The sequence below is a fragment of the Mesorhizobium sp. WSM1293 genome, from assembly GCF_000513875.1.
In the GTDB taxonomy this organism is placed as follows: Bacteria; Pseudomonadota; Alphaproteobacteria; order Rhizobiales; family Rhizobiaceae; genus Mesorhizobium; species Mesorhizobium ciceri.
Map to the genome: position 1 here is coordinate 136,079 of NZ_AZUV01000005.1, position 21,732 is coordinate 157,810.

Consider the following 21,732-nt stretch of genomic DNA (forward strand, 5'->3'; position numbering starts at 1 on the left):
CGCGGCTGCCTCAGCGTGTCTTGGCGGTCGCCAGCGCGCGCGAAAAGGCGGTGGCAAAACTCTCGCGGGAATCGGGGTCCAGGAACGATCCGATCGGCACGTTCTGGCCTTCACCTTGCACCGTCATGCCTGTGATGCCGATCTCGGCGTGACGGGCCACCGAAAACCGCGCCCAGAACGGATTGAAGCGATGCGCTTCCGATTTCCCGGAGGGGGCTGTCTTGCGGATGTCGAGGCTGGTGCGCGAAACCGAGACTTCTTCGCGTGCGCGAGCGGCACGATAGTTGATGCGAAAGGCGATGTAGACGGCGGCCACGTCGAGGCCGAAGAAGCCGAATACCGGCCAGGCGCCGCGCGACAGGAAAAACGCGCCTGTCACCAGCCAGCCGAACAGCAGCGCGCCCATCAGGACGAAGAAGCCTGTCCGGCCCAGAGACCGGTGCGGGGTCAGTAGCGCCTGAAAGAATGGCTCGTCGGCCTGAAACGAGGCGTTTGTGTCGCTCATGAGGGGATATTATAGGAGGGAAATGGCAAGCCCCAAGTCCAAAGATTCTTCCCTGTCCAAAAAAGAGCCGTTGCCCGCACGACGCGATGGTTCGAACGCAAAGCCGCGCCCGAGGCCGGTGCGACGTGCGTCACGCTACAGCCCGGCCGAAGTTAACGAGATATTCCGGCGCTTTTCCGTCCAGCGGCCCGAGCCGAAAGGCGAACTCGAACATGTCAACGCCTTCACGCTGCTGGTCGCGGTGGTGCTGTCGGCGCAAGCGACGGATGCCGGCGTCAACAAGGCGACGCGGGCGCTGTTCAGGGCCGCCGATACGCCGCACAAGATGCTGGCGCTGGGGGAAGCAAGGGTCGGCGAATATATCCGCACCATCGGGCTGTGGCGCAACAAGGCGAAGAATGTGATTGCGCTGTCGCAGGCGCTGATCCGCGACCATGGCGGCGAGGTACCCGATAATCGTGATGAATTGGTCAAGCTGCCCGGGGTGGGGCGCAAGACCGCCAATGTCGTGCTCAACATGGCCTTCGGCCAGCACACGATGGCGGTCGACACGCACATTCTTCGCATAGGCAACCGGCTCGGATTGGCGCCCGGCAAGACGCCGGAACAGGTCGAGCAAGGATTGTTGAAGATCATTCCGGACGAATATATGCGCCATGCACATCACTGGCTGATCCTGCATGGCCGCTACGTCTGCAAGGCGCGCAAGCCGGATTGCCCGGCCTGCGTCATCGCCGACATCTGCAAGGCCGAGGTCAAGACGACCGATGTGCCGGCACCGCTGGTGCCGATCGCACCGCTCGACCCGGTCGAAGAGGTTCAGGACCGAGGCGGAACGGCGGCGTAGTTCAACTCTCCTCCACAAACACCTCTTCGCGCTTTTTCTTGACCGCCGGCAGGAAGACGACGGCGAGCACGGCGAGCGCTATGAGCAGCAGGCCGGCGCTGATCGGTCTGGTCACGAAGGTGCTCGGGTCGCCGCGCGAGAGGATCATGGCGCGGCGCAGGTTTTCCTCGAGCAGCGGGCCGAGCACGAAGCCGAGCAGCAGCGGTGCCGGTTCGCAGCGCAGCTTGGTCAGGAGGTAGCCGAGGAAGCCGAAGAAGGCGACGGCGTAGAGATCATAGACGTTGCTGTTGACGCTGTAGACGCCGATCGAGCAGAACGCCATGATGATCGGGAAAAGCACGTAATAGGGGATCGTCAGCAGCTTCACCCAAAGCCCGATCAGCGGCAGGTTGAGGATGATCAGCATCAGATTGCCGATCCACATCGAGGCGATGATGCCCCAGAACAGCGCCGGCTGTTCGGTTGCGACATTGGGGCCGGGCACGATGCCCTGGATGATCATGGCGCCGATCATCAGAGCCATGACCGGGTTGGCCGGAATGCCCAGCGTCAGCATCGGGATGAAGGAAGTCTGCGCACCGGCATTGTTGGCCGATTCCGGTCCGGCGACGCCTTCGATGGCGCCCTTGCCGAACTCCTTCGGGTTTTTCGAGACGCGTTTTTCGACCGTGTAGGAGGCAAAGGCTGCCAGGATCGCGCCGCCTCCCGGCAGGATGCCGAGCGCCGAACCGATGATCGTTCCGCGCACGATGGGCGCTGCCATGCGCCGAAAGTCCTCGCGGGTCGGCATAAGGCCGGTGACCTTGCGGATCATCACGGAGCGCTCATCCTCGTTTTCGAGGTTGCGCAGGATCTCGGCGATGCCAAAGACGCCGACCGCCACCGCAACGAAATTCAACCCGTCGGCATATTCCCGGATTCCAAGCGTGAAGCGCGGCGTGCCGGTGTAAATGTCGGTGCCGACAATGCCGAGCAGCAGGCCGAGCACGACCATGGCCAGCGCCTTGACGATCGAGCCGTGGGCGAGCGCGACGGACGAAACCAAGCCGACGATCATCAGCGAAAAATACTCGGCCGCGCCGAATTTCAGCGCGATCGCCGTCAGCGGCGGGGCAAAGATGGCGACGAGGAACGTCGACACGGTTCCGGCAAAGAACGAGCCGATGGCCGCGATCGCGAGGGCCGCCCCGGCGCGGCCGTTCCTGGCCATCTGGTAGCCGTCGATCGCGGTGACGGCGGACGAGGATTCGCCGGGCATGTTGATGAGAATGGCGGTGGTCGAGCCGCCATATTGCGCACCGTAATAGATGCCGGCGAGCATGATGAGGGAGGAAACCGGGTCGCCGATCTGGAAGGTGATGGGCAAAAGCATGGCGATGGTCGCGGTGGCGCCGATGCCGGGCAGGACGCCGATCAGTGTGCCGAGAAGGACGCCGATCAGGCAGAAACCGAGGTTGGTCAGCGACGTCGCCGTCGAAAAGCCGAGCGCAAGGTTGTCGAGCAGATCCATGCTCATCGCCTTACGATACCGACCACGGGGCCAGCCACGGGCCGAAGCGGCGGAACGGCAGGCCGAGCGCGTAGCTGAAGACAAGGAATGCAAACAATGTCAGGCCGGCCGACAGCACGAGCGCGGTCATCGGTTTCATGCGGCGGCTGGCAAACGACGCGATCAGCGCCGTCAGGAAGATCGACGGGATGAATCCGAGGCCGCGCACCGTCAGGCCGAAGAAGATCGGAGCAGGCAGGATGAGCAGCATGCCGCGCCACGCAATATGCCCGATCGCTTCGCCCTCGACGCGTACAGCCTGGACGAGAATGACGGCGCCAAGCAGGATCAGCACGATCGCCAGGACCAGCGGAAAATAGCCTGGCCCCATGCGCAACGCGGTGCCGATTTCGAGGCCGAGCGATTGCAGCGCGAACCATGCGCCGAAGCCGATGAACAGGGCGGCGCACAGGCCGTTGGCCCTGTCGATCGCGAAAGGTTTCATGATGGTTCTCCCAAGCCCGAGTGGGTAGCGGATGCCGAGCGAACAGGGGCGCCGGTGGCGCCCCTGTTCAAACCTCAGTCGGCGTACTGGCCGGCGGCTTCGATGATCGGCTTCCAGCGCGCGATCTCACTTTCCAGCTTGGCCTTCAGTGCGGCGGGCGTCGCATCGGCCTCGGGCGATGGCTTGGTGCCGAGTTCGGCGAAGCGGGCCGCGACGTTCTGGTCCTTCAGCGCGACCTGAAGCGATTTCGACAGGCGTTCGGTGATCCCGGCCGGTGTGCCCTTGGGTGCATACAGACCGTGCCAGATGCCGACCTGCACTTCGGGAAGGCCGCCTTCCACCGTCGTCGGGACGTCTTTCAGCACATCGAGGCGCTCCGGCGAGGTGACGGCATAGGCCTTGATGGTGCCGCCCTGGATCTGCTTGGTGGTGTTGGTCGTCTGGTCGCACATGATGTCGACCTGACCGCCGAGGAGATCGGTCATGGCCGGGCCGGTGCCCTTGTAGGGCACGGTGACCAGCGGCGTCTTGATGGCGCTCATGAACAGCATGCCGCACAGATGCGAGGCCGCACCGATGCCGGCATTGGCGACGGTTATGGAATCCTTGTTGGCCTTGGCGTACTCCACCAACCCCTTGAGATCGGCCGGCTTCAGGTCCTTGCGGCCGACGATGGTCATCGGCACCTCGGTGACGAGGCCGACATATTCGAAGGCGTTCAGCGTGTCGTAGGCGAGCTTTCTGTACAGCGTCGCACTTGTCGCCATGCCGATATGATGGAGCAGCAGCGTATAGCCGTCAGGCTCGGCGTTGGCGACGCGGCCGGCACCCAGCGTGCCGCCGGCGCCGCCGACATTCTCGACGATGACCTGCTGGCCGAGATCCTTCGACATCGCTTCGGCGACGAGGCGCGTGACCGTGTCGGTCGGCCCGCCGGCCGCAAACGGCACCACAACGGTGATGGTGCGTTCAGGATAGGTCTGCGCGCTGGCCGCGAACCCATAAAGCGTGACGGCCGCGGCAGCAGCCAGAGTGGCGACAAATCTTCTCATCGTGATCTCCTCCCGGGATATGAATCTCCAACGCCGCGCGGAACTCCTCTCAACACCGGCTGCGCATGAAGCAACAACTAGGGCAAGCTAGCAAATAGCAACTGGGCGGCAAACTGCCGATATCCGCAAACATCCGCACTCGATGGGTGGATAATGTCGGAGGGTGATCGCCACCCTAGTAGCCGTAGCCGCGCGCCATCGCCGCGGCGAAGACCGGGATGAGCAGGAAGATGAAAGCTTCGGCGCGGATATAGGTCTTCACGGACGCAAGTTCGGTCGCCGGCACCTGGAACGAGGCATTGCCGCTCGCCTGCCTGTTCCAGGATATGAAGCGGACGGTCGGGATGATCGACAGCAGGCCGACAGCGCCGAACGCCGCTATCTTGGCCCAGAACACCCAGTTGTAGACGTAGAATTCCCAGCCCTTGAGGCCATAGAAGACACGGCCGATGCCGACGACGATGATCAGCGCGGCGATGACGCCGTAATGGCGGTCGATGCCGGCGAGCCTCTTGAGCGTCGCAGCACCCAGATCGCCGCGGATCAGGACGAATTCGGCGCCGATGATCCCCGCCAGCGAAAACACCAGCAGATGATGGAAGATCGCAAGCACAAGATCGGTGGTATCCATGCTCTTTTCCCTGGGTTTGACGCCACCAATGCGCGCCTGAAAAAAGGTCGCGCTGGCGGGTGTTGAATCAGCCTGCGGTGAAAAATAACATCGTCGCGCAAAATTCCCATAGCGGCGCCTGGATGATGGGCCGTGTTGCCCTGGCCCCTTGCGCAGCACCGGCGATTTGCTAAGCGCTGGCGATCCGTGCGAGGCAGATCCCATGAACAATCCGCAAGCGACCAGTGCTCCTGTCATCGAAACGAAGCGAACCATCCTGCGGGCACACCGGCTGGATGATTTCGACACCTATGCCGCGATGTGGACCGATCCCGTCGTCACCCGCTTCATCGGCGGCAAGCCGCGCACGCGCGAAGAAAGCTGGATGCGCTTCCTGCGTCACGCCGGCCTGTGGTCGTTGCTTGGCTATGGCTTCTGGGCGATCGAGGAGAAGGCGACCGGGCGCTTCATCGGCGAGGCCGGGTTTCACGATCTGAAGCGCGACATGGAACCATCGATCGAAGGCATTCCCGAGGCCGGGTGGGCGCTGGTTCCGGCCGTGCACGGCGCGGGCTTCGCCACCGAGGTGGTTGGCCGCGTCCTGGCATGGGGCGAAGTGATTTTCGGGCGCGAGAAGACCGTCTGTATCATCGATCCGGAAAATGGCGCTTCGCTGAGGGTGGCTGCCAAGTGCGGTTACCGGGAAGTGGTAAAGACCACCTATCACGACGCTCCGACCATCCTGCTGGCGCGGTGACCTGAGCGGCGCGGCTGACCGCTGCGGGCGCCGGCATGATGGCACCTGTCGCCAGCAACGATGACGAGGCGGGCCGCGCCAAGAACCGCCGTGTGGTTCTGGTCAAGTTGAACTGGGCGAGCCTTCCAATCAGGCCGCATTCTACGGCAGGGCGTCCGCTGCCAGGCTTGCCTGCTCGAGCATGGAGGCGTCCTCGCCGAAGGCGCGGGTGGCGCGGGCCGCTGCCTCGAGCAGCGGACGCTTCATGCGCTGCAGAAAGGCCGCGTCGACGCGCGTGCTTGGTCCAGCCAGGGTCAAGGCGCCGAGCAGGACGCCCCCTGGCCCGAATACCGGCGCCGACACGCCCCCCGTCTCGGGGTCGCGGTCGCCGACGGCGAGACAGTTGCAGGTCTTGCGGATGGTCTCGTAGGGTTCGCCCTGCTGGCCCGAAAACGCTGCGAGCACGCGGCCGCCCGAGCCGAGCAGCAAAGGCAATACGTCGCCTTCGCGTATCGTGTAGCGGATCGGGTGCTTGGATTCGACGCGGTAAAGACAGGTGCGGACATCGCCCGAGCGAACGTAGAAGGCAACGCTTTCCCAGCTTCGCTCGGAAAGATCGCGCATGATCGGCAGCAGGATGTCGACCGCCACGACCGAACGCTGGTAGAGCGCACCGAGCCGAAACGTCGCGGGTCCGACGCGGTAGCGCCCATTGTCGAGGCGCTCGAGCAATCGTCCGCGCAAAAGGGAATTCGCAAGCCGCAGGATGGTGCTCTTGTAGAGGCCGGTGCGCGCCGCGATTTCGGCCAGGCTGAGCGACCGGTCCTCCGTGCTGAAGGCATCGAGGATGGCAATCGCCCGATCGAGTGCTGCAACACCTTCGGCGCGGTCGATTTCCGCATCTGCCGATTTGCTTGGCGAGTCCATGGCGGTTCCAGTTTGAAGAAAGCCGAGCGACGCGACTGTGTCGCGCCGCCAAATCGTTCTGTCCAGCAGAATATCGTTTCCGTTGACAGAACTCCGTAACATCTGCTTGAAATCGATGACGGGTCTGGATGCAGGCGCGTTTTGGCGGGCACCGGAGGAGGTGTCGTGATTTGGAGGAATCCCATGCTGGACAGACGCAGATTTTTGATGAGCACCGCAGCCGTGGGTGCCGGGCTGATGACGTCGCATCTTTCTCCCGCTTTCGCCGAAGGCGCGCCCCAGATACAGCTCTTCGTGCCTGCCGCACCGGGTGGTGGCTGGGACCAGACGGCGCGCACGATCGACCAGGTGCTGCGCAGTGAAAAGCTCATCTCGGGTTCGCAGATCACCAATGTCGGCGGCGCCGGCGGGACTGTCGGGCTGCCGCAATTCATCAGCCAGTGGAACGGCAAAGGCAATTCCCTGATGGTTGCCGGCATGGTCATGGTTGGCGCCATCATTGCCAACAAGGCCGCCAACAATCTGACGCAGGTCACCCCGATCGCCCGCCTTACCGGCGAGTTCGAGGCCTTGGTCGTGCCGGCGGAGTCGCCGTTCAAGACGGCCGCTGATTTCGTCGCCGCGCTCAAGGCCGATCCGACAAAGGTTCCTGTCGCCGGCGGCTCCGCAGGCGGTTCCGATCACATCCTGTTCGGCCTGATTGCCAAGACTGTCGGCGTGCCGGCGACAAACCTGTCCTACGTGCCGTTCGCCGGCGGCGGTGAGGCGTTGTCGGCGCTGCTCGGCAACCAGGTCGCGGCCGGCATCTCCGGCTTTGGCGAGTTCTCCGAGCAGGTCAAGGCGGGCGCGCTGCGGCTGCTCGCCATCTCGGCAGACAAGCGCCAGGACGGCATCGATGCGCCGACGCTGAAGGAGGCCGGCATCGATGTCGAACTGTTCAACTGGCGCGGCGTCTTCGCACCGCCGGGCATTTCCGACGCCGACAAGGCAGCGATGATCACCCTCATCGAGACCATGGCCAAGAGTGACGCGTGGGCGACCGAATGCAAGAACCGCAACTGGACGCCGATCCTGCTCACCGGCGACGACTATGCGAAGTTCGTCACCGAGGATTCAGCCCGCATCGAGGCGATCCTGAAGGATCTCGGGCTCGCCTGATCCATCGTCATAGGGGCGGCGCAGGTCGCCCCTTCTCGCATGAAATGCAAGCCGGCATGACCCTGCGGTGGGGAGCAAGCATGCGGCGCCGGGCATTTTCGCCAACCATACTTGGCCAGCTCTCCTGGGGAGGACAATCATGAGCACCAGCGACCAGCAGCCGGCGCCGTCGCGGCTTGCCGTGCCGGAATTGTTGATAGGCATCGGGCTCCTGGCCTGCGCCGGCGCCGTTGCCTGGCAGACGCTGGCGATCCCGGTGTCGCCGCTCTACTCCAAGGTCGGCCCGACCGTCTTTCCCTACCTTACCATGGTTGGCCTGGTGGTACTTTCGCTGTTGCTCATCCTTGCCGCGCTTCGCGGCGGCTGGCAGCCGGAGGAGGAAAAGGAGACGCCGACCGACTGGAAGGCAATGGGCTTCGTCGTTATCGGCCTGATCGCCAATCTGCTGCTCATCCAACCGCTCGGCTTCACGGCGGCATCCGTCATCATGTTCGTGCTCGTCTGCTACGGCTTCGGCAGCAAGCGTACGCTGCGGGACGTCGTGCTCGGCCTTATCCTGGCGCTGGCCGCCTATTTCGGCTTCGCCAGGGCGCTCGGCGTCAACATCGGTGCCGGTTTCATCGAGAACCAGCTGAACACGGTCATCGATGCGTTCATCACCATGTTGAGGGGCTGACGCCATGGAAACGCTCGGACATCTGGCACATGGCTTCTCGGTCGCCTTCACCCCGGTCAACCTTCTGTGGTGCCTGCTCGGCACCACGCTTGGTACCGCCATCGGTGTGCTGCCCGGTCTTGGGCCGGCGCTGACCATCGCGCTGCTTTTGCCGATCACCTATCAGGTGGCGCCGGAGGCATCCTTCATCCTGTTTGCCGGCATCTATTACGGCGCCATGTACGGCGGCTCGACGACGTCGATCCTGCTCAACACGCCCGGCGAAAGCGCCACCATCGTCACCGCGCTGGAAGGCAACAGGATGGCGCGTTCCGGCCGCGGCGGTGCAGCCCTCGCCACTTCGGCGATCGGCTCATTCGTAGCCGGCACGATCGGCACGATGGGCGTCGCTTTCCTGGCGCCGGTGGTGGTCAAATTCGCGCTGGCCTTCGGTCCGGCCGAATATTTCTCGCTGATGGTGCTGGCCTTCATCACCGTCTCGGCGGTGCTCGGCTCGTCTTCCGTTCGCGGCCTGACCAGCCTGTTCGCAGGCTTCGTCATCGGCATGATCGGCGTCGACCTGCAGACCGGCCAGCCGCGCTTCACCTTCGGCATGACCGAACTGCTCGACGGCGTCGACGTCATCATCGCCGCCGTTGGCCTGTTTGCCGTCGGCGAGACGCTGTACATGGCCTCGCGCCGCTATGCCGGCAAGGACGAGATCGTGCCGCTGAAGGGCTCGCTCTACATGACGGCGGCCGAGTGGGGGCGTTCGTGGAAACCCTGGCTGCGCGGCGCCGCGATCGGCTTCCCGATCGGCGCCATGCCGGCCGGCGGCGCCGAAATCCCGACTTTCCTGTCCTATGCCATCGAAAAGAAGCTGTCGAAGCACAAGCAGGAGTTCGGCACGGTCGGCGCCATCGAAGGCGTTGCCGGCCCCGAGGCCGCCAACAATGCGTCCGCAGCCGGCGTGCTGGTGCCGATGCTGACGCTTGGCCTGCCGACCTCGGCGACGGCGGCGATCATGCTGTCGGCGTTCCAGAGCTACGGCATCAATCCCGGACCACTGCTTTTGACGACCCAGGGCGACCTCGTCTGGGGGCTGATCGCCAGCCTGTTCATCGCCAACGTCATCCTGGTCATCCTCAACCTGCCGCTGATCGGGCTGTGGGTGCGGCTGCTGAAAATCCCGGCGCCGCAGCTCTATGCCGGCATCCTGGTGTTCGCCACGGTCGGCACCTATGGCATTTCGCAATCGCCCATCGACCTCGTCATCCTCTATCTGCTGGGGGCCGCCGGTTTCCTGATGCGGCGGTTCGATTTTCCGACCGCGCCTGTCATCATCGGCATGATCCTTGGGCCGCTCGCCGAAACCCAGTTCCGCCGGGCGATGACCATCTCGAATGGCGACTGGTCCGTGTTCTACACCCACAAACTGTCGCTGACACTGCTGACGCTCGCCTTCATCGGTCTCGCCGGCCCGCATATCTGGGCCTTCATCGAGCATCGTCGTCGGCGCGGACCGGAGCATGTGCCCGGCGATGCCTGATCGATCCCTGATGCCATGACAGAACTGCTTTCCGGTATTCGCGTCCTCGACCTGACCAATGTCCTGGCCGGCCCCTATTGCGCCTACCAGCTGGCGCTGCTGGGCGCCGACGTGATCAAGGTCGAGGCGCCGCAAGGCGGCGACCTCGCCCGCCAGCTCGGCGGCTCGCCGAAGCTGAACAGCGCCGGCATGGGCGCCTCGTTCCTGGCTCAGAACGCCGGCAAACGGTCGGTTGTGCTCGACCTCAAGAAGCAAGCCGATCGCGAGCGCTTTTTCGATCTGGTGGCCAGCGCCGACGCACTGGTGGAGAATTTCCGCCCCGGCGTGATGGATCGGCTGGGGCTTGGCTACGAGGCACTGAAGACGGTCCGTCCAAGCCTCGTCTATTGCGCGATATCGGGTTTCGGCCAGACCGGGCCGATGCGCGACAATCCCGCCTATGACCAGATCATCCAGGGCCTGTCGGGGATCATGAGCATCACCGGCACACCGGAAACGGCGCCGCTGCGGGTCGGCTATCCCGTCGCCGACACGCTTGGCGGACTGGTCGGCGCGTTCGCCATTACCTCGGCGCTGGTGCGGCAGAAGACGAGCGGCGAGGGTGCCTTTCTCGACGTCTCGATGCTCGAATGCACACTTTCCGCACTTGGCTGGCCGGTTTCCAATTATCTGACCGCAGGTATCGACCCCAAGCCGATGGGCAATGAGAACATGACGGCGGCACCCTCCGGTGCGTTTCGCACCGGCGACGGGCTCATCAACATCGCCGCCAACAAGCAGGAGCAGTTCGTGGCGCTGTGCCGGCTGATCGGCCGGCCGGAACTGGCTTCCGATACCCGCTTTGCCGAGCGCGAGACGCGCAAGCGCAACCGTGCGGCGCTTAAAGTCGAGATCGAGGACGCCCTGGCGGGCGCGCCGGCCGCGGCCTGGGAAGAGATGCTCAATCGCGCCGGCGTGCCTGCCGGCAGGGTGCTGACGATCCCGCAAGTGCTGGCCGAGCCGCAAGTCCTCGAACGCCAGGTGACCGCGCATTTCGACGATGTGGCTGGCATGGACAAGCCGCTGACCGTTCTGCGCGGCGGCTTCATGGTCGATGGCGAGGCGCCCTTGCCGACAAAGCCGCCGCCGGCGCTCGGCGAACATATGGGCGAGGTGTTCGCCGACCTGCCACCCCGCGCCAAGACAAAGGCACGCGCATGAGCGGCACGGAGAAGACGGGCCGTGAGCGCGGCGAGGAATGGTGGCAGACCGACATCATCGAGATGCGGCCTGGTGTCATCCGGCTGCGCGGCTACGAGATCCAGGATCTGATCGGCCGCGTCAGCTTCCCGGCTGTCATCTGGCTGATGCTGCGCGGCGAATTGCCCAGCGAGGACCAGGCAGAGTTGCTCGGCATTGCCTTGGGAGCCGCCGTCGACCACGGACCGCAGGCGCCATCGATTGCCATCGCGCGCATGGCGGCAACCTGCGGCGTCGGCATCAACAGCGCCATGGCCTCGGCCATCAACGTGCTCGGCGACGTGCACGGTGGCGCCGGCGAGCAGGCGCTTTCTTTTTATGGCGACATTGCCGTGGCGATCGATGCCGGGATGACGCTGAATGAAGCAGTCTCGGCGCGGCTCGACCGGTTCTTCGCCGAGGAGAAGGGCTATGTGCCGGGGCTCGGACATCGCTTCCATCCGGTCGACCCGCGCGCGCCGCGGCTGCTGGAACTGACCCGCGAATTTGCCGTGCGCGGTGCCGTCAATGGACGTTTCGCCGACATTGCAGAAGCGATCGAGGCTGACGTCGCGCGACGCAAGGGGAAAAAAATACCGCTCAACATCGATGGCGCAACCGCCGTCATCTATGGCGAACTCGGTTTTCCGCCGCCGCTGACGCGAGGGCTTTTCGTGCTGTCGCGCTCGGTCGGCATCCTGGCGCATGCCTGGGAGCAGTCCCAGCAGGCCGAGCGAAACAAGGGGCCGCTGCCGCGCGAGTGGCTGTGGGCCTATACCGGCACGCCGGTGCGGCCGTTTCCCGAAAGCGATGACCCCGGCGAGTGAAGCTTTACGCCTGGTCCACCTGCAAAGGCTGAGGGATCTTCAGCGTCTTCACCAACGTTGAAAGATCCGGCTCGTCGATAAGCATGGCCGCATCGGCAGGCGCCAGCCAGGCCCGCTGGCGTCGTTTGGCTTCCTGCCAGTCGGCCAGTTCCTCGGTCACGTCAAGCAGATAGACGATGACGTCGACGCGGACAAAACGGTTGGCCAGCCGCTTCCAGTAGGAATAGGTGCCCGCCGGCTGCTTCAGCGTCTTGCCGAGCACGCCGGCTTCCTCCTGCGCCTCGATGGTGGCCGCCTTGCGTCCGCTCTTGCCCTTCATCGGCCAGCCCTTGGGAACGATGAAGCGCCTGGTGGTACGTGACGTGACCAGCATAACCTCGATGTCGCCGTGCGCGGTCTGCCGAAAAGGAATAGCCGCCACCTGGCGGATCCTCTCGCCCTTCTTTGCCTTGCGTACGGCCTTCTTCTTGGTGGCTGCCATTCGTCAATCCAGTCGATGCAATGCCGCATAGCGCGACAAGGCGTCGTTGCAAAACCAAAACTTTCGCATGTGCCGAAAGACACCCGAAATACCTAAGTCGGCTAAATAAACGAAAAAGGCCTTGATGTCAGCGGCAATTGCTCACGGCGGTGGTGCCGATTATCTGAGTCTGGCAGCTTGGCTTGAGCTGCTGCACGACCGGTGGCGGTTGCTGAACGATCTGGCGGTCCTGGGCACGATTCTGCTGCTGTTGCTGCTGATATTGCTGCCGTTGTATCCTGTTTTGCAGGATTTGCAGGTCGTTCTGCCGGATCAGCGCATTGTTGCCGGTAGCGGAATTGAGCGCTTGCGCGGAAGCCGGCAGGCAAACACCCGCCAGCATTGCCGTGGCCAGCATTGCCACTGTGAAGATCGTTGATGGCCGAAGTGCCGACATCCGCTCATTCCCGCGCAAAAACTCTGTCCTTAGATATAGGGCGTTTGCGCGGCGATGCCATGGCAAGCGGGTCGAGCATCACGAAATCGGGCAGTCCAATCGCATTGTTCTGCGATTTTGGCTGGGAACCGCAGATAGTCGTCATATGACGACTATGAAACGTCAGTGGCTTTGGTCAGTGTCCCCACGTAAATTTTCGGTTTCATCCGGCATAAGTTAATGTATTCTAATTGAGTCAGAGCTCCGCAAGTGGGAATGCGGATGCTCTGTTTTAATGCATTGAACCTTATTGCGCAGTGCCGGCATCCTTATTGCAATTGCATGAGCAGAGCATAGCGGTGGCGTCGGACTCAAGCAGGCATTGAGACGCGCCCCCGTAAACCGGGGGGTAAGTGCATGGCTTTGTTCACAGGGCGCGTTGCCGTATTGTCGTGCGCATCGGCCGACGACGGTTCAGCCAGGGCATGTTCTGCGGAAGCTCTTGGTGATGCCGCGGCGACTCAGAAGGGTTTGCCCGGTCGGCCGAATCAATGTCTCGCCATTCTGCCCAAACGGCTAGCCCTCTTGCTTTGCGCTACGGCACTGGCGGGGCTGGTCTTTCCTTACGCTCAATCCCCTGCCCATGCGCAGCAATTGTCCATCAATACGGATGGTGCGCCGGGCGACAATGGTGATGACGGAATCGGTACTGCTGACGCCGGAGGCGGCCATTCGCCGGTGGCGCCGGCTACGGGAACGAATAGTGTCGGCCGCACGACCTCCGGGGAGGCCGCTTTCGTTGGCAGCGCCCGGGGTGGGCGCGGCGGCGATGGCGGCTCGGCTGTCCATGCAACAGCCATCCCGCCTTTTGTAGAGATCAAGGGTGGTAAAGGCGGCGATGGCGCCAAAGGCGGAACAGTCGATATAACAAACAACGCATCCGGCGCCCTCGAAACATCGGGGGACAATGCTCCCGGCATATCGGGCGACGCCGGCGGTGGGGATGGTGGTAACGGCGCATGGGCTTTCGCCATCGCGGTAGGCGGTAAGGGCGGCGTCGGCGGGCGGGGTGGCGATGGCGGCACGGCGACCGTGACCACCACGATCGAAAGCAATATCATCACGCACGGGGTCAATTCGAACGGCATCACCGTCAATTCCAGCGGAGGGCGCGGCGGCAATGGCGGCTTGGGCGCTGCGATCGGTGCCGGCAAGGGTGGCAATGGCGGCAATGGCGGTTTCGGCGGTGACGCGAAAGGCGATAATGCCGGCTCCATTTCCACGGACGGGGCTTTCTCGAAGGGTATGCTTGTGCGGTCGGCGGGCGGCGTTGCCGGTGATGGTGCAAGTGGTTTCGGTATCGTGGGTAACGGCGGCAATGGGGGCGTGCCGACAATCGGCGGCAATGCCGAGGGGATAAATTCCGGGACCATCACAACTCGGGGAGATTTTGCCAGCGGCATGGTCGTGCAGTCGGTGGGCGGTGGCGGCGGCGACGGCGGTGGCGGTCTAGGTCTGTTCGGCGGTGGCGGCGCGGGTACGGATGGCAATGACGGCCGGGCAGCCACGGGGACCAACACCGGCAACATCACCACCAGTGGCCTGGGCGCCATCGGCATGCTGGTCGAGTCGGTGGGCGGCGGCGGCGGCGATGGCGGCGGCGCTATAGGTCTCGTGTCGATCGGTGGCAAGGCAAGCGGTGGCGGCCAGGGCGATACGGCGACCGGCAATATTGGCGGCGTCGTCAAGACCGGCGTCGATGGAAACGGCGGCGACGGCGCGCATGGCATTCTGATCCAGTCGGTCGGCGGTGGCGGCGGCAATGGCGGCTACGCCATCGGCGTAGCGCCTGCAATTTCGGTCGCCATCGGCGGTGGCGGCGGCACTGGCGGCAAGGGTGGCGTGGTCAACGTCGATCAGGCCGGCAACGGTGTGACCGTCGAGACGAACGGCCGTTCCGCTAGCGGCATCATCGCACAGTCGGTCGGCGGCGGCGGCGGCAATGGCGGCGGCGCCATTGCCATTGGCGGCCTGGTGGGTGTGTCGGTAGGCGGATCAGGCGATGCGGCGGGTGACGGCGACAAGGTGAATTACAACGTTGCGAACGCCAAGGTCACCACGCTCGGGGACGATTCCATCGGCGTGCTTATGCAGTCGGTGGGCGGCGGCGGCGGCAATGGCGGGTTTGCACTTTCCGGCTCGACCGTCGCAGCAGTGGGCGTCGGCGGCAGTGGCGGCAAGGCGGGTAAAGGCGGCGTGGTCGACGCGACCGTCGGCGGCACCGTCAACACCTCGGGGGATCGGTCGACCGGCATCGTTGCCCAATCGATCGGCGGCGGCGGCGGCAATGGCGGCTTTTCCGGCGCTGCCAGCTTCGGCGCCAGTGTGGGTGTCGGCGGCAGTGGCGCAGGCGGCGGCGATGCCGATGCCGTCACGCTGCGCACGGCTGATGGCGCGATGCAATCGATCACCACGGACGGCGCGGATTCGGCCGGCCTGATCGTGCAGTCGGTCGGCGGCGGCGGCGGCAATGGCGGCTTTTCCGGCACACTGTCGGCGATTGCCGGCTTCGGCATGGGGGGAAGAGGCGGCGCGGCCGGCAAGGGCGTGGCGACGGAAGCCACCTATAATGGTTCGGTCGAGACTTTCCGCGAAAGGTCGGCCGGTATCATCGTGCAATCAATCGGTGGCGGTGGCGGAAATGGCGGCGGCCAGTTCGGCCTGAGCGTCAACGCAAGCGTGGGCATCGGTGGTTCGGGCGCGGGGGGCGGCGAAGCCGGGACGGCAAAGTTCTTCTCGACGACAACACTTGACGTCACGACCCATCAGTCGGACTCGGCCGGCGTCATCGTGCAGTCGGTCGGCGGCGGCGGTGGCAATGGCGGCTTCTCGTTGAACGGCGCGGGTCTTGTGGCTGCTGTCAGCATCGGCGGCAAGGCCGGCACTGCCAGCGACGCCAAGGCAGTGACGGTCGGCATCAATTCAGGGCTGATTCACACGCTTGGCGACCGCTCCACGGGTATCATCGCCCAGTCGATCGGCGGCGGCGGCGGCAATGGCGGCGGCACGGCTTCCGCCGGCCTCGGCGCCAACGTCACAATCGGTGGCAAGGGAGGTGGCGGCGGCACGGGCTGGACCGTCGATGTCACCAATGGCGCGGCGGTACACACCGAAGGTGTCCAGTCTCATGGCATCCTGGCGCAGTCGATCGGCGGCGGTGGCGGCTCAGGCGGATTTGCCGTCTCGGTTGGCGGGCCGTCCTTCTCGCTTGGCGGCGATGGCGCGTCGGGCGGCGGGAGCAAGAAGGTCTATGTCGAAAACACAGGCCTGATCAGCACGGACAAGGATATGTCGATCGGCATCTTCGCGCAGTCGGTCGGCGGCTCGGGCGGCGACGGCGGGTTTGCGATGGCGGCCGGCGCCTTTGCCGCGGTCGGCATCGGTGGCAAAGGCGGGGCCGGCGGCGCGGCCGGCGAGGTAGAGGTCAAGAACACCACCAACATCACGACGGTGGGCTCCCTCTCACACGGCATTCTCGCCCAGTCGGTCGGCGGCGGTGGCGGCAATGGCGGATCTGTCGGAACGTTTGCCGTCGGTCTGTTCGGCGCCGCTTCCGTGGCGATCGGCGGCGGTGGCGGCGATGGCAATCTCAGCAACCAGGTCACGGTCACCCACAAAGGTGACATTCATGTCGGCGGCATGGGCTCGAAGGCCATCCTTGCGCAATCGGTCGGTGGCAGTGGCGGCAACGGCGGTTCGGCTTATTCAGGCGCGGTCAGCGCTGGTCTCTACGTGTCCGCTTCGGTCGGGGTTGCCGTGGGTGGCGAGGGCGGCAACGGAGGCAATGGTGGAAAGGTAACGGTTCGGGCTGATGGCAACCTGATTGCCGACACCGACGCAGCCGGTTCCGGCGGCATCGTTGCCCAGTCCATCGGCGGCGGCGGCGGCAATGGCGGCCGCGCTGCCACGATTTCGGGTGCAGCCAGCACGGGAGTCAGCGTTTCACTCGGTGTCACTGTTGGTGGCTGGGGTGGCGACGGTGGCAAGAGCGACCTCGTCATCGTCGACAGCGGCATGAATGGCGGCGGCAGCATCGTTACCAAAGGCGCCAACGCGATCGGCATCCTCGCGCAATCGGTGGCCGGTAGCGGCGGCAATGGCGGCGATTCCTGGGGAGCTGCAGGCGGCTTCGGGGTCAACGCCAGCATCAATGCGACGGTCACCATCGGTGGCGGCGGCGGCAAGGGCAACATCAGCGGCGATGTCGCCGTTCACAACGCCATGACGATCAAGACGGGTGGGGACATGAGCGCCGCGATCGTTGCCCAGTCGATCGGCGGCGGCGGCGGCAATGGCGGAGCAACCAATGGCGCGACGGCCGATCTCGGTACAGAAAACGGCGTCAACGTCGCCGTCAACGTTGGTGTTGGCGGGGCGGGTGGCACAGGCAACAAGTCCGGTGCCGTGGATGTTACGAATTCCGCCAATTTGACCACCGACGGCGACTATTCGTCCGGCATTGTTGCCCAATCGATCGGCGGCGGTGGCGGCATGGGCGGTGCGACAAACACGCAGGCCTTCCACGTCGGCGGCACCGCCGGCACGAGCGTTACCGCAAATGTCAGCATCGGCGGCAATGGCGGCGAAGGCAACGATGCCGCCTGTGCCGCGGACGCAGGTGGCAATGCCACTTGTTTCGATGGCAAGGTCGGTGTCGCAGTCGATAATTCGGGCGAGATCCGCACAAGCGGGTTCAACTCGGTCGGCATCCTCGCCATGTCCATCGGCGGCGGTGGCGGCGGCGGCGGCTCGGCTTCGACCAAAGAGGATATCGTCGGCCCAGGCGATGCTGGCGAGACTTCGGTCGGTATCGGCGCGGCGATCGCGCTCGGTGCCGGCGGCGCTGGCAATGGCGGCACGGTTTCGGTGACCAACCGCAATCTGATCGTCACGGACGGCGCCGATTCCTATGGCATCAGCGCCAATTCGATCGGTGGCGGCGGCGGTGTCGGCGGCTCGTCCAGCTCTGGCGTGCTTGGCACTTACGCAATCGGCGGCTCGCTTGGCGGTGCGGGTGGCAAGGGCGGCAATGGCAACCAGGTCGATGTCGTCAATATGGCCGGCGCAACGATATGGACCAAGCAGGAGCGCTCGATAGGCATCTTCGCGCAGTCGGTCGGTGGCGGCGGCGGCGCAGGTGGTGCCGGCGAAAGCAAGGGCAAGAGCGATGGCGGTGAGGTCGCGGTAAACCTGTCGCTTGGCGGCTCGGGTGAGGTCGGCGGCAACGGCGGCAAGGTCAATGTCGAAAACAGCGGCATAATCCAGACCGACAAGGCCAATTCCCACGGCATCCTGGCGCAGTCGATCGGCGGCTCCGGTGGCGTCGGCGGCGCGTCCGGCACGTCATCCACCGACTCGAAGATCGCCATCACGCTGAGCCTCGGCGGCGCCGGCGGCGCTGGCGGTACCAGCGACAAGGTTCACGTCCAGAACTTCCAGAGCGGTTCGATCCTGACGCAGGACGACAACTCGCACGGCATCTTCGCACAGTCGGTGGGCGGCGGCGGTGGTGCGGGTGGCGCTGGCTCGACGGAGACCGGTAAGGCCGAGACGGCCGTTACCATGTATATCGGCGGCCAAGGCGGCAGTGGCAGCATCGGCGGTGAGGTCGAGGTCAACAACTTCGGCAAGATTGAAACACTGGGCTATATCTCGCACGGCATTTTTGCGCAGTCGATCGGCGGTGGCGGTGGTGCCTCGGGTGCCGCGACCGGCGCATCGGAAGCAGACATGACAATCGGTGGCGGTGCCAGCATACCCAACGGGATTCCGATCCCGGTGGTCGGCGACCCCAACGACCCCGACAACGAGGCCGATGGTGGCAAGGTCACCGTCACCAACGATGGCGAGATCATCACACACAAGGATGGGTCATACGGCATCTTCGCCCAGTCCATCGGCGGCGGTGGAGGATATGGCGGGACGGTTTCGTCCGACTTCGCCGGGTCCGATTCCTTTGCTCTCAGCCTGGGCGGCAAGGGCGGCAACGGCGGCGATGGCGGAGATGTGAGGGTTGAGGTTTCCGGATCGATCGAAACCTTCGGCGCCCGCGCGCATGGCGTCGTGGCGCAGTCGGTGGGCGGCGGCGGCGGTGTCGGCGGCGACGCAAAAGGTAAAACCTCGAACGCGCTCGGCATCGGCGGCCTTGGCGGCAATGGCGGCGATGGCGGCGACGTGACCGTGATCCGCACCGGCACCATCACCACGCATGGTGTCGATGCGGTCGCCATCATCGCGCAGTCGGTCGGCGGCGGCGGCGGCATCGGCGGCGCCGGCTTCGGGCGCTTCGGCGCCACGGCGGATGGCGGCAGCGGCATCGACAACAACACCATCGGCTTCAACACATTTGCGGGCGCCAAGGGCAATGGCGGCACGGTGACCATCCAGCAGGACGGCGAGATCGTCACCGATGGCGAGCGGGCGCACGGCATCGTGGCCCAGGCGGTGGGCGGCGGCGGCGGCCTGGCCGGCACGCTCTCCACCGGCGCTGCCGGTTCCGGCGGTGGCATCGGCGATGCCGCGGCGGCGACGGCGACGGCCATGAGCCAGGTCTGGGTCAAGGGTGCGAGCTCGTATGCCATGTTCGGACAGAGCGCGACCGGCATCGGCGACGCGCACGCGGTTACGCTGACCGCGGGCGACAGCCTGTTCGCGCAGGGTGCTGGTTCCGTGGCCGCCTACGGCGAAAGCACAGCCAACGGCGCGAAAGGCAACATCACCATCAATCTCAACGGTCATTACACGATTGGCGGCGCCGGAACCGGCGTTGCCGCCATGCTCGTCGGCGGCGCCAACAACGCGCTGACCAACCACAGCCTGCTCTACGCAATGGGAGCGACGCCGACGTTCGAGATCCAGACAGCGGATATCCAGGCATTCCAGACCTTCCTGTTGGCGCCCGGTCCCGTCGTGCCGACCAATGCGATCCTGGAATCGCTGCTCGATGATTTCAGTCCGCTGGCCATTACCGGCACGTCGGGTGATGACCATGTCGACAATTCGCCGCTGGGCGACACGCTGGGACGCGTCATCGGCAACATCGATCTCGGCGGCGGCAACAACAGCTTCCACAATTTTGCCGATGCCTCGATGGTCGGACTGAAAACCATAGATCTCGGCGGCGGGCTGTTCACCAATGACGGGCTCTATACCAACCAGGGCATCGGCGTGGTGGCGAAGGTGGATGTCGGCGGCAGCTTCAAACAAAACCTCTTCGGCGATTTCGTCACCGATGTGGATCTCAACAACCAGATCACGGATGCCCTGGCACTAACGGCGGCCGGTGACTTCAACGGCGAAGCGCCGCTGAATTTCCTGTCGATCGATAAGCTGTTCACGGAATATGTGGTCGCCAATGGCTCGGGGATGACCGACTCCGGCATAGCAGCGAAGACCTTGCATCCGGCAGTGGGCTTCAACTTCCAGTTCCGGGTGGATGGCGGCACCGATCTCGTTCTTTACGCCGACAACCCGACATTCCTGGAACTGGCGCAGGATCCGGGGTCCGGCACCACCGATCCCGGCGTGTTCCAGATGGCGCAGTACCTTGACGATGTCGAGGCAGCATCGACCCCGGACAACCCGATGGCCAGGCTGATCAACATGCTGCGCTTCCTGCCCAATGAAGAGGAACTGGGTGCAGCATTGACCCGGCTCACACCGCATTATGCCGTGCATACGTTCGACATGATCAACCGCGAAGCCGACATGATGCTGGAAGCGGCGCGTGAGTGTACTGGCGTGCCTGCCTACAAGAATCCCGACGGCCGCTGCGTCTGGGCAACGATCAGCCCGCAGGCCGAGTACGGCCGCGACGCGGGTGCTGGCACTACAAGCCGCGACGACGTCCTGAAGACGATGTCGCTTGGCGGCATTGGCGAGATTGGCCAGAACTGGTCGCTTGGCGCCACCATCGGCCGCACAGAGTTCGATTCCAAGATCGGCTTTGATGGAGACCTGCTGTCGGAGACCACCGGTGAGGCCTGGCAGGCCTACGCGCTGGCCAAATATACCAACAAGAATTACTTCGTGGACTTTGCACTCGGTGGCGGCACGGGCTCGTTCAAGGGCGAACGCGACACCCATATCGACCCGGCATTCTACATTCCGGGCGAAACGTTGGCGGGTGATTATCTCGACGAGGTAATGCTGCCTGGCATCGGCAGCAGCGTCACCTACACACAGAAGACCGCGATGTTCGGCGGCTCGGCGCGGTTGGGTTTCACCCGGGAGATGGGCGCGTTCTATCTGCAGCCGACAGTGCAGTTCGACGCGCGCTGGCTGCGTGTCTCAGGCACGGAGGAGGGTTCGGTCGCCGCCTTCAACTTCGATGGCTCGGCCAACACCTACTATTCTGCAACCCCTGCAATCGAGATCGGCACCGACATCGCGCTCAGCGACATTGCCAGCCTTCGCGTCTACGGCAAGGCCGGGGCGGAGTTTTCCAACAAGGAGTGGGAAATCGAAGGTCGCTTCGCGGCGGCGGAGAATCTGCCTGGCAACCCCGCATTGCACTTGACGGAGGCCGTCGATTCGCCGCTCTATCGGGTCGGCGCCGGCCTTGAACTGAATGGCGTCAATGGCGTCGGCATGTCCGTCAGATATAATGGCGCCTTCGGCGAAACGGTTAAACAGAACGCGATCAGCGCGTCTCTCAAGGTCAGCTTCTAGCTGGCCCGAGGCGGAGCCGGGCGGGAGG

General features: G+C 64.5%; 16 protein-coding genes and 1 pseudogene. 9 read left to right on the forward strand and 8 right to left on the reverse strand.

The features are described from left to right. Positions 1 to 10: 10 nt before the first annotated feature. Positions 11 to 505, reverse strand: coding sequence for a DUF2244 domain-containing protein (locus M729_RS0108590; protein ID WP_013529603.1), 495 nt, complete (start codon positions 503 to 505; stop codon positions 11 to 13). A gap of 22 nt (positions 506 to 527) precedes the next feature. Here M729_RS0108590 and nth point away from each other — a divergent pair, with 22 nt between their 5' ends. Beyond that, positions 528 to 1,352 (forward strand): endonuclease III, encoded by an 825-nt coding sequence (gene nth / locus M729_RS0108595; protein ID WP_027161337.1) that lies wholly within the window; start codon positions 528 to 530, stop codon positions 1,350 to 1,352. A gap of 1 nt (position 1,353) precedes the next feature. Here the strand turns inward: nth and M729_RS0108600 are convergent, their stop codons facing one another. The 4 genes from M729_RS0108600 to M729_RS0108615 form a co-directional block, all read right to left on the reverse strand. Further along, positions 1,354 to 2,862, reverse strand: a complete 1,509-nt coding sequence (locus tag M729_RS0108600) for a tripartite tricarboxylate transporter permease (RefSeq protein ID WP_027161338.1) — start codon at positions 2,860 to 2,862, stop codon at positions 1,354 to 1,356. Positions 2,863 to 2,872: 10 nt separating this feature from the next. Then, positions 2,873 to 3,346: a tripartite tricarboxylate transporter TctB family protein gene (locus M729_RS0108605; RefSeq protein WP_027161339.1), complete on the reverse strand. Its 474-nt coding sequence runs from the start codon at positions 3,344 to 3,346 to the stop codon at positions 2,873 to 2,875. A 74-nt stretch (positions 3,347 to 3,420) separates the two neighbouring features. Further along, positions 3,421 to 4,398, reverse strand: a complete 978-nt coding sequence (locus M729_RS0108610) for a tripartite tricarboxylate transporter substrate-binding protein (RefSeq protein ID WP_032808115.1) — start codon at positions 4,396 to 4,398, stop codon at positions 3,421 to 3,423. Between the two features lie 175 nt (positions 4,399 to 4,573). After that, entirely contained in the window at positions 4,574 to 5,029 is a 456-nt protein-coding gene (locus M729_RS0108615) for a DUF2214 family protein (RefSeq protein ID WP_024502811.1), read from the reverse strand. A gap of 202 nt (positions 5,030 to 5,231) precedes the next feature. Here M729_RS0108615 and M729_RS0108620 point away from each other — a divergent pair, with 202 nt between their 5' ends. Both M729_RS0108620 and M729_RS1000000139185 read left to right on the forward strand, forming a co-directional pair. Then, a complete protein-coding gene (locus M729_RS0108620) occupies positions 5,232 to 5,765 on the forward strand; it encodes a GNAT family N-acetyltransferase (protein WP_013529609.1) in 534 nt (177 codons plus the stop codon). A 5-nt stretch (positions 5,766 to 5,770) separates the two neighbouring features. Continuing rightward, a pseudogene (locus M729_RS1000000139185) lies at positions 5,771 to 5,875 on the forward strand (DUF4892 domain-containing protein); the annotation flags it as partial. Positions 5,876 to 5,906: 31 nt separating this feature from the next. Here the strand turns inward: M729_RS1000000139185 and M729_RS0108625 are convergent. Continuing rightward, entirely contained in the window at positions 5,907 to 6,671 is a 765-nt protein-coding gene (locus M729_RS0108625; RefSeq protein WP_013529610.1) for an IclR family transcriptional regulator, read from the reverse strand. 183 nt (positions 6,672 to 6,854) lie between these two features. Between M729_RS0108625 and M729_RS0108630 the strand changes: the two genes are divergently transcribed. From M729_RS0108630 to M729_RS0108650, 5 genes are all read left to right on the forward strand, one after another. Next, the gene (locus M729_RS0108630) at positions 6,855 to 7,829 is read left to right on the forward strand and encodes a tripartite tricarboxylate transporter substrate-binding protein (RefSeq protein ID WP_027161341.1); all 975 of its coding nucleotides are present in this window, start codon (positions 6,855 to 6,857) and stop codon (positions 7,827 to 7,829) included. Positions 7,830 to 7,968: 139 nt separating this feature from the next. After that, positions 7,969 to 8,505, forward strand: a complete 537-nt coding sequence (locus tag M729_RS0108635) for a tripartite tricarboxylate transporter TctB family protein (RefSeq protein WP_027161342.1) — start codon at positions 7,969 to 7,971, stop codon at positions 8,503 to 8,505. 4 nt (positions 8,506 to 8,509) lie between these two features. Next, positions 8,510 to 10,033: a tripartite tricarboxylate transporter permease gene (locus M729_RS0108640; protein WP_013529613.1), complete on the forward strand. Its 1,524-nt coding sequence runs from the start codon at positions 8,510 to 8,512 to the stop codon at positions 10,031 to 10,033. Between the two features lie 15 nt (positions 10,034 to 10,048). Then, positions 10,049 to 11,233, forward strand: coding sequence for a CoA transferase (locus M729_RS0108645; protein ID WP_027161343.1), 1,185 nt, complete (start codon positions 10,049 to 10,051; stop codon positions 11,231 to 11,233). Continuing rightward, on the forward strand, positions 11,230 to 12,078 hold the full coding sequence (locus M729_RS0108650) for a citryl-CoA lyase (RefSeq protein ID WP_027161344.1): 849 nt from the start codon (positions 11,230 to 11,232) through the stop codon (positions 12,076 to 12,078). The genes M729_RS0108645 and M729_RS0108650 overlap by 4 nt, the downstream gene beginning before the upstream one ends. Before the next feature lie 4 nt (positions 12,079 to 12,082). On the opposite strand, the gene M729_RS0108655 is transcribed toward M729_RS0108650, so the two are convergent. Together M729_RS0108655 and M729_RS0108660 are read right to left on the reverse strand one after the other, a co-directional pair. After that, complete coding sequence (locus M729_RS0108655) at positions 12,083 to 12,559, reverse strand: NUDIX hydrolase (protein ID WP_027161345.1); 477 nt, start codon at positions 12,557 to 12,559, stop codon at positions 12,083 to 12,085. 127 nt (positions 12,560 to 12,686) lie between these two features. Next, complete coding sequence (locus M729_RS0108660; RefSeq protein WP_027161346.1) at positions 12,687 to 12,995, reverse strand: hypothetical protein; 309 nt, start codon at positions 12,993 to 12,995, stop codon at positions 12,687 to 12,689. Between the two features lie 633 nt (positions 12,996 to 13,628). Between M729_RS0108660 and M729_RS1000000139670 the strand changes: the two genes are divergently transcribed. Then, positions 13,629 to 21,704, forward strand: coding sequence for an autotransporter outer membrane beta-barrel domain-containing protein (locus M729_RS1000000139670; RefSeq protein ID WP_280940158.1), 8,076 nt, complete (start codon positions 13,629 to 13,631; stop codon positions 21,702 to 21,704). The last annotated feature ends 28 nt before the right edge of the window (positions 21,705 to 21,732 follow it).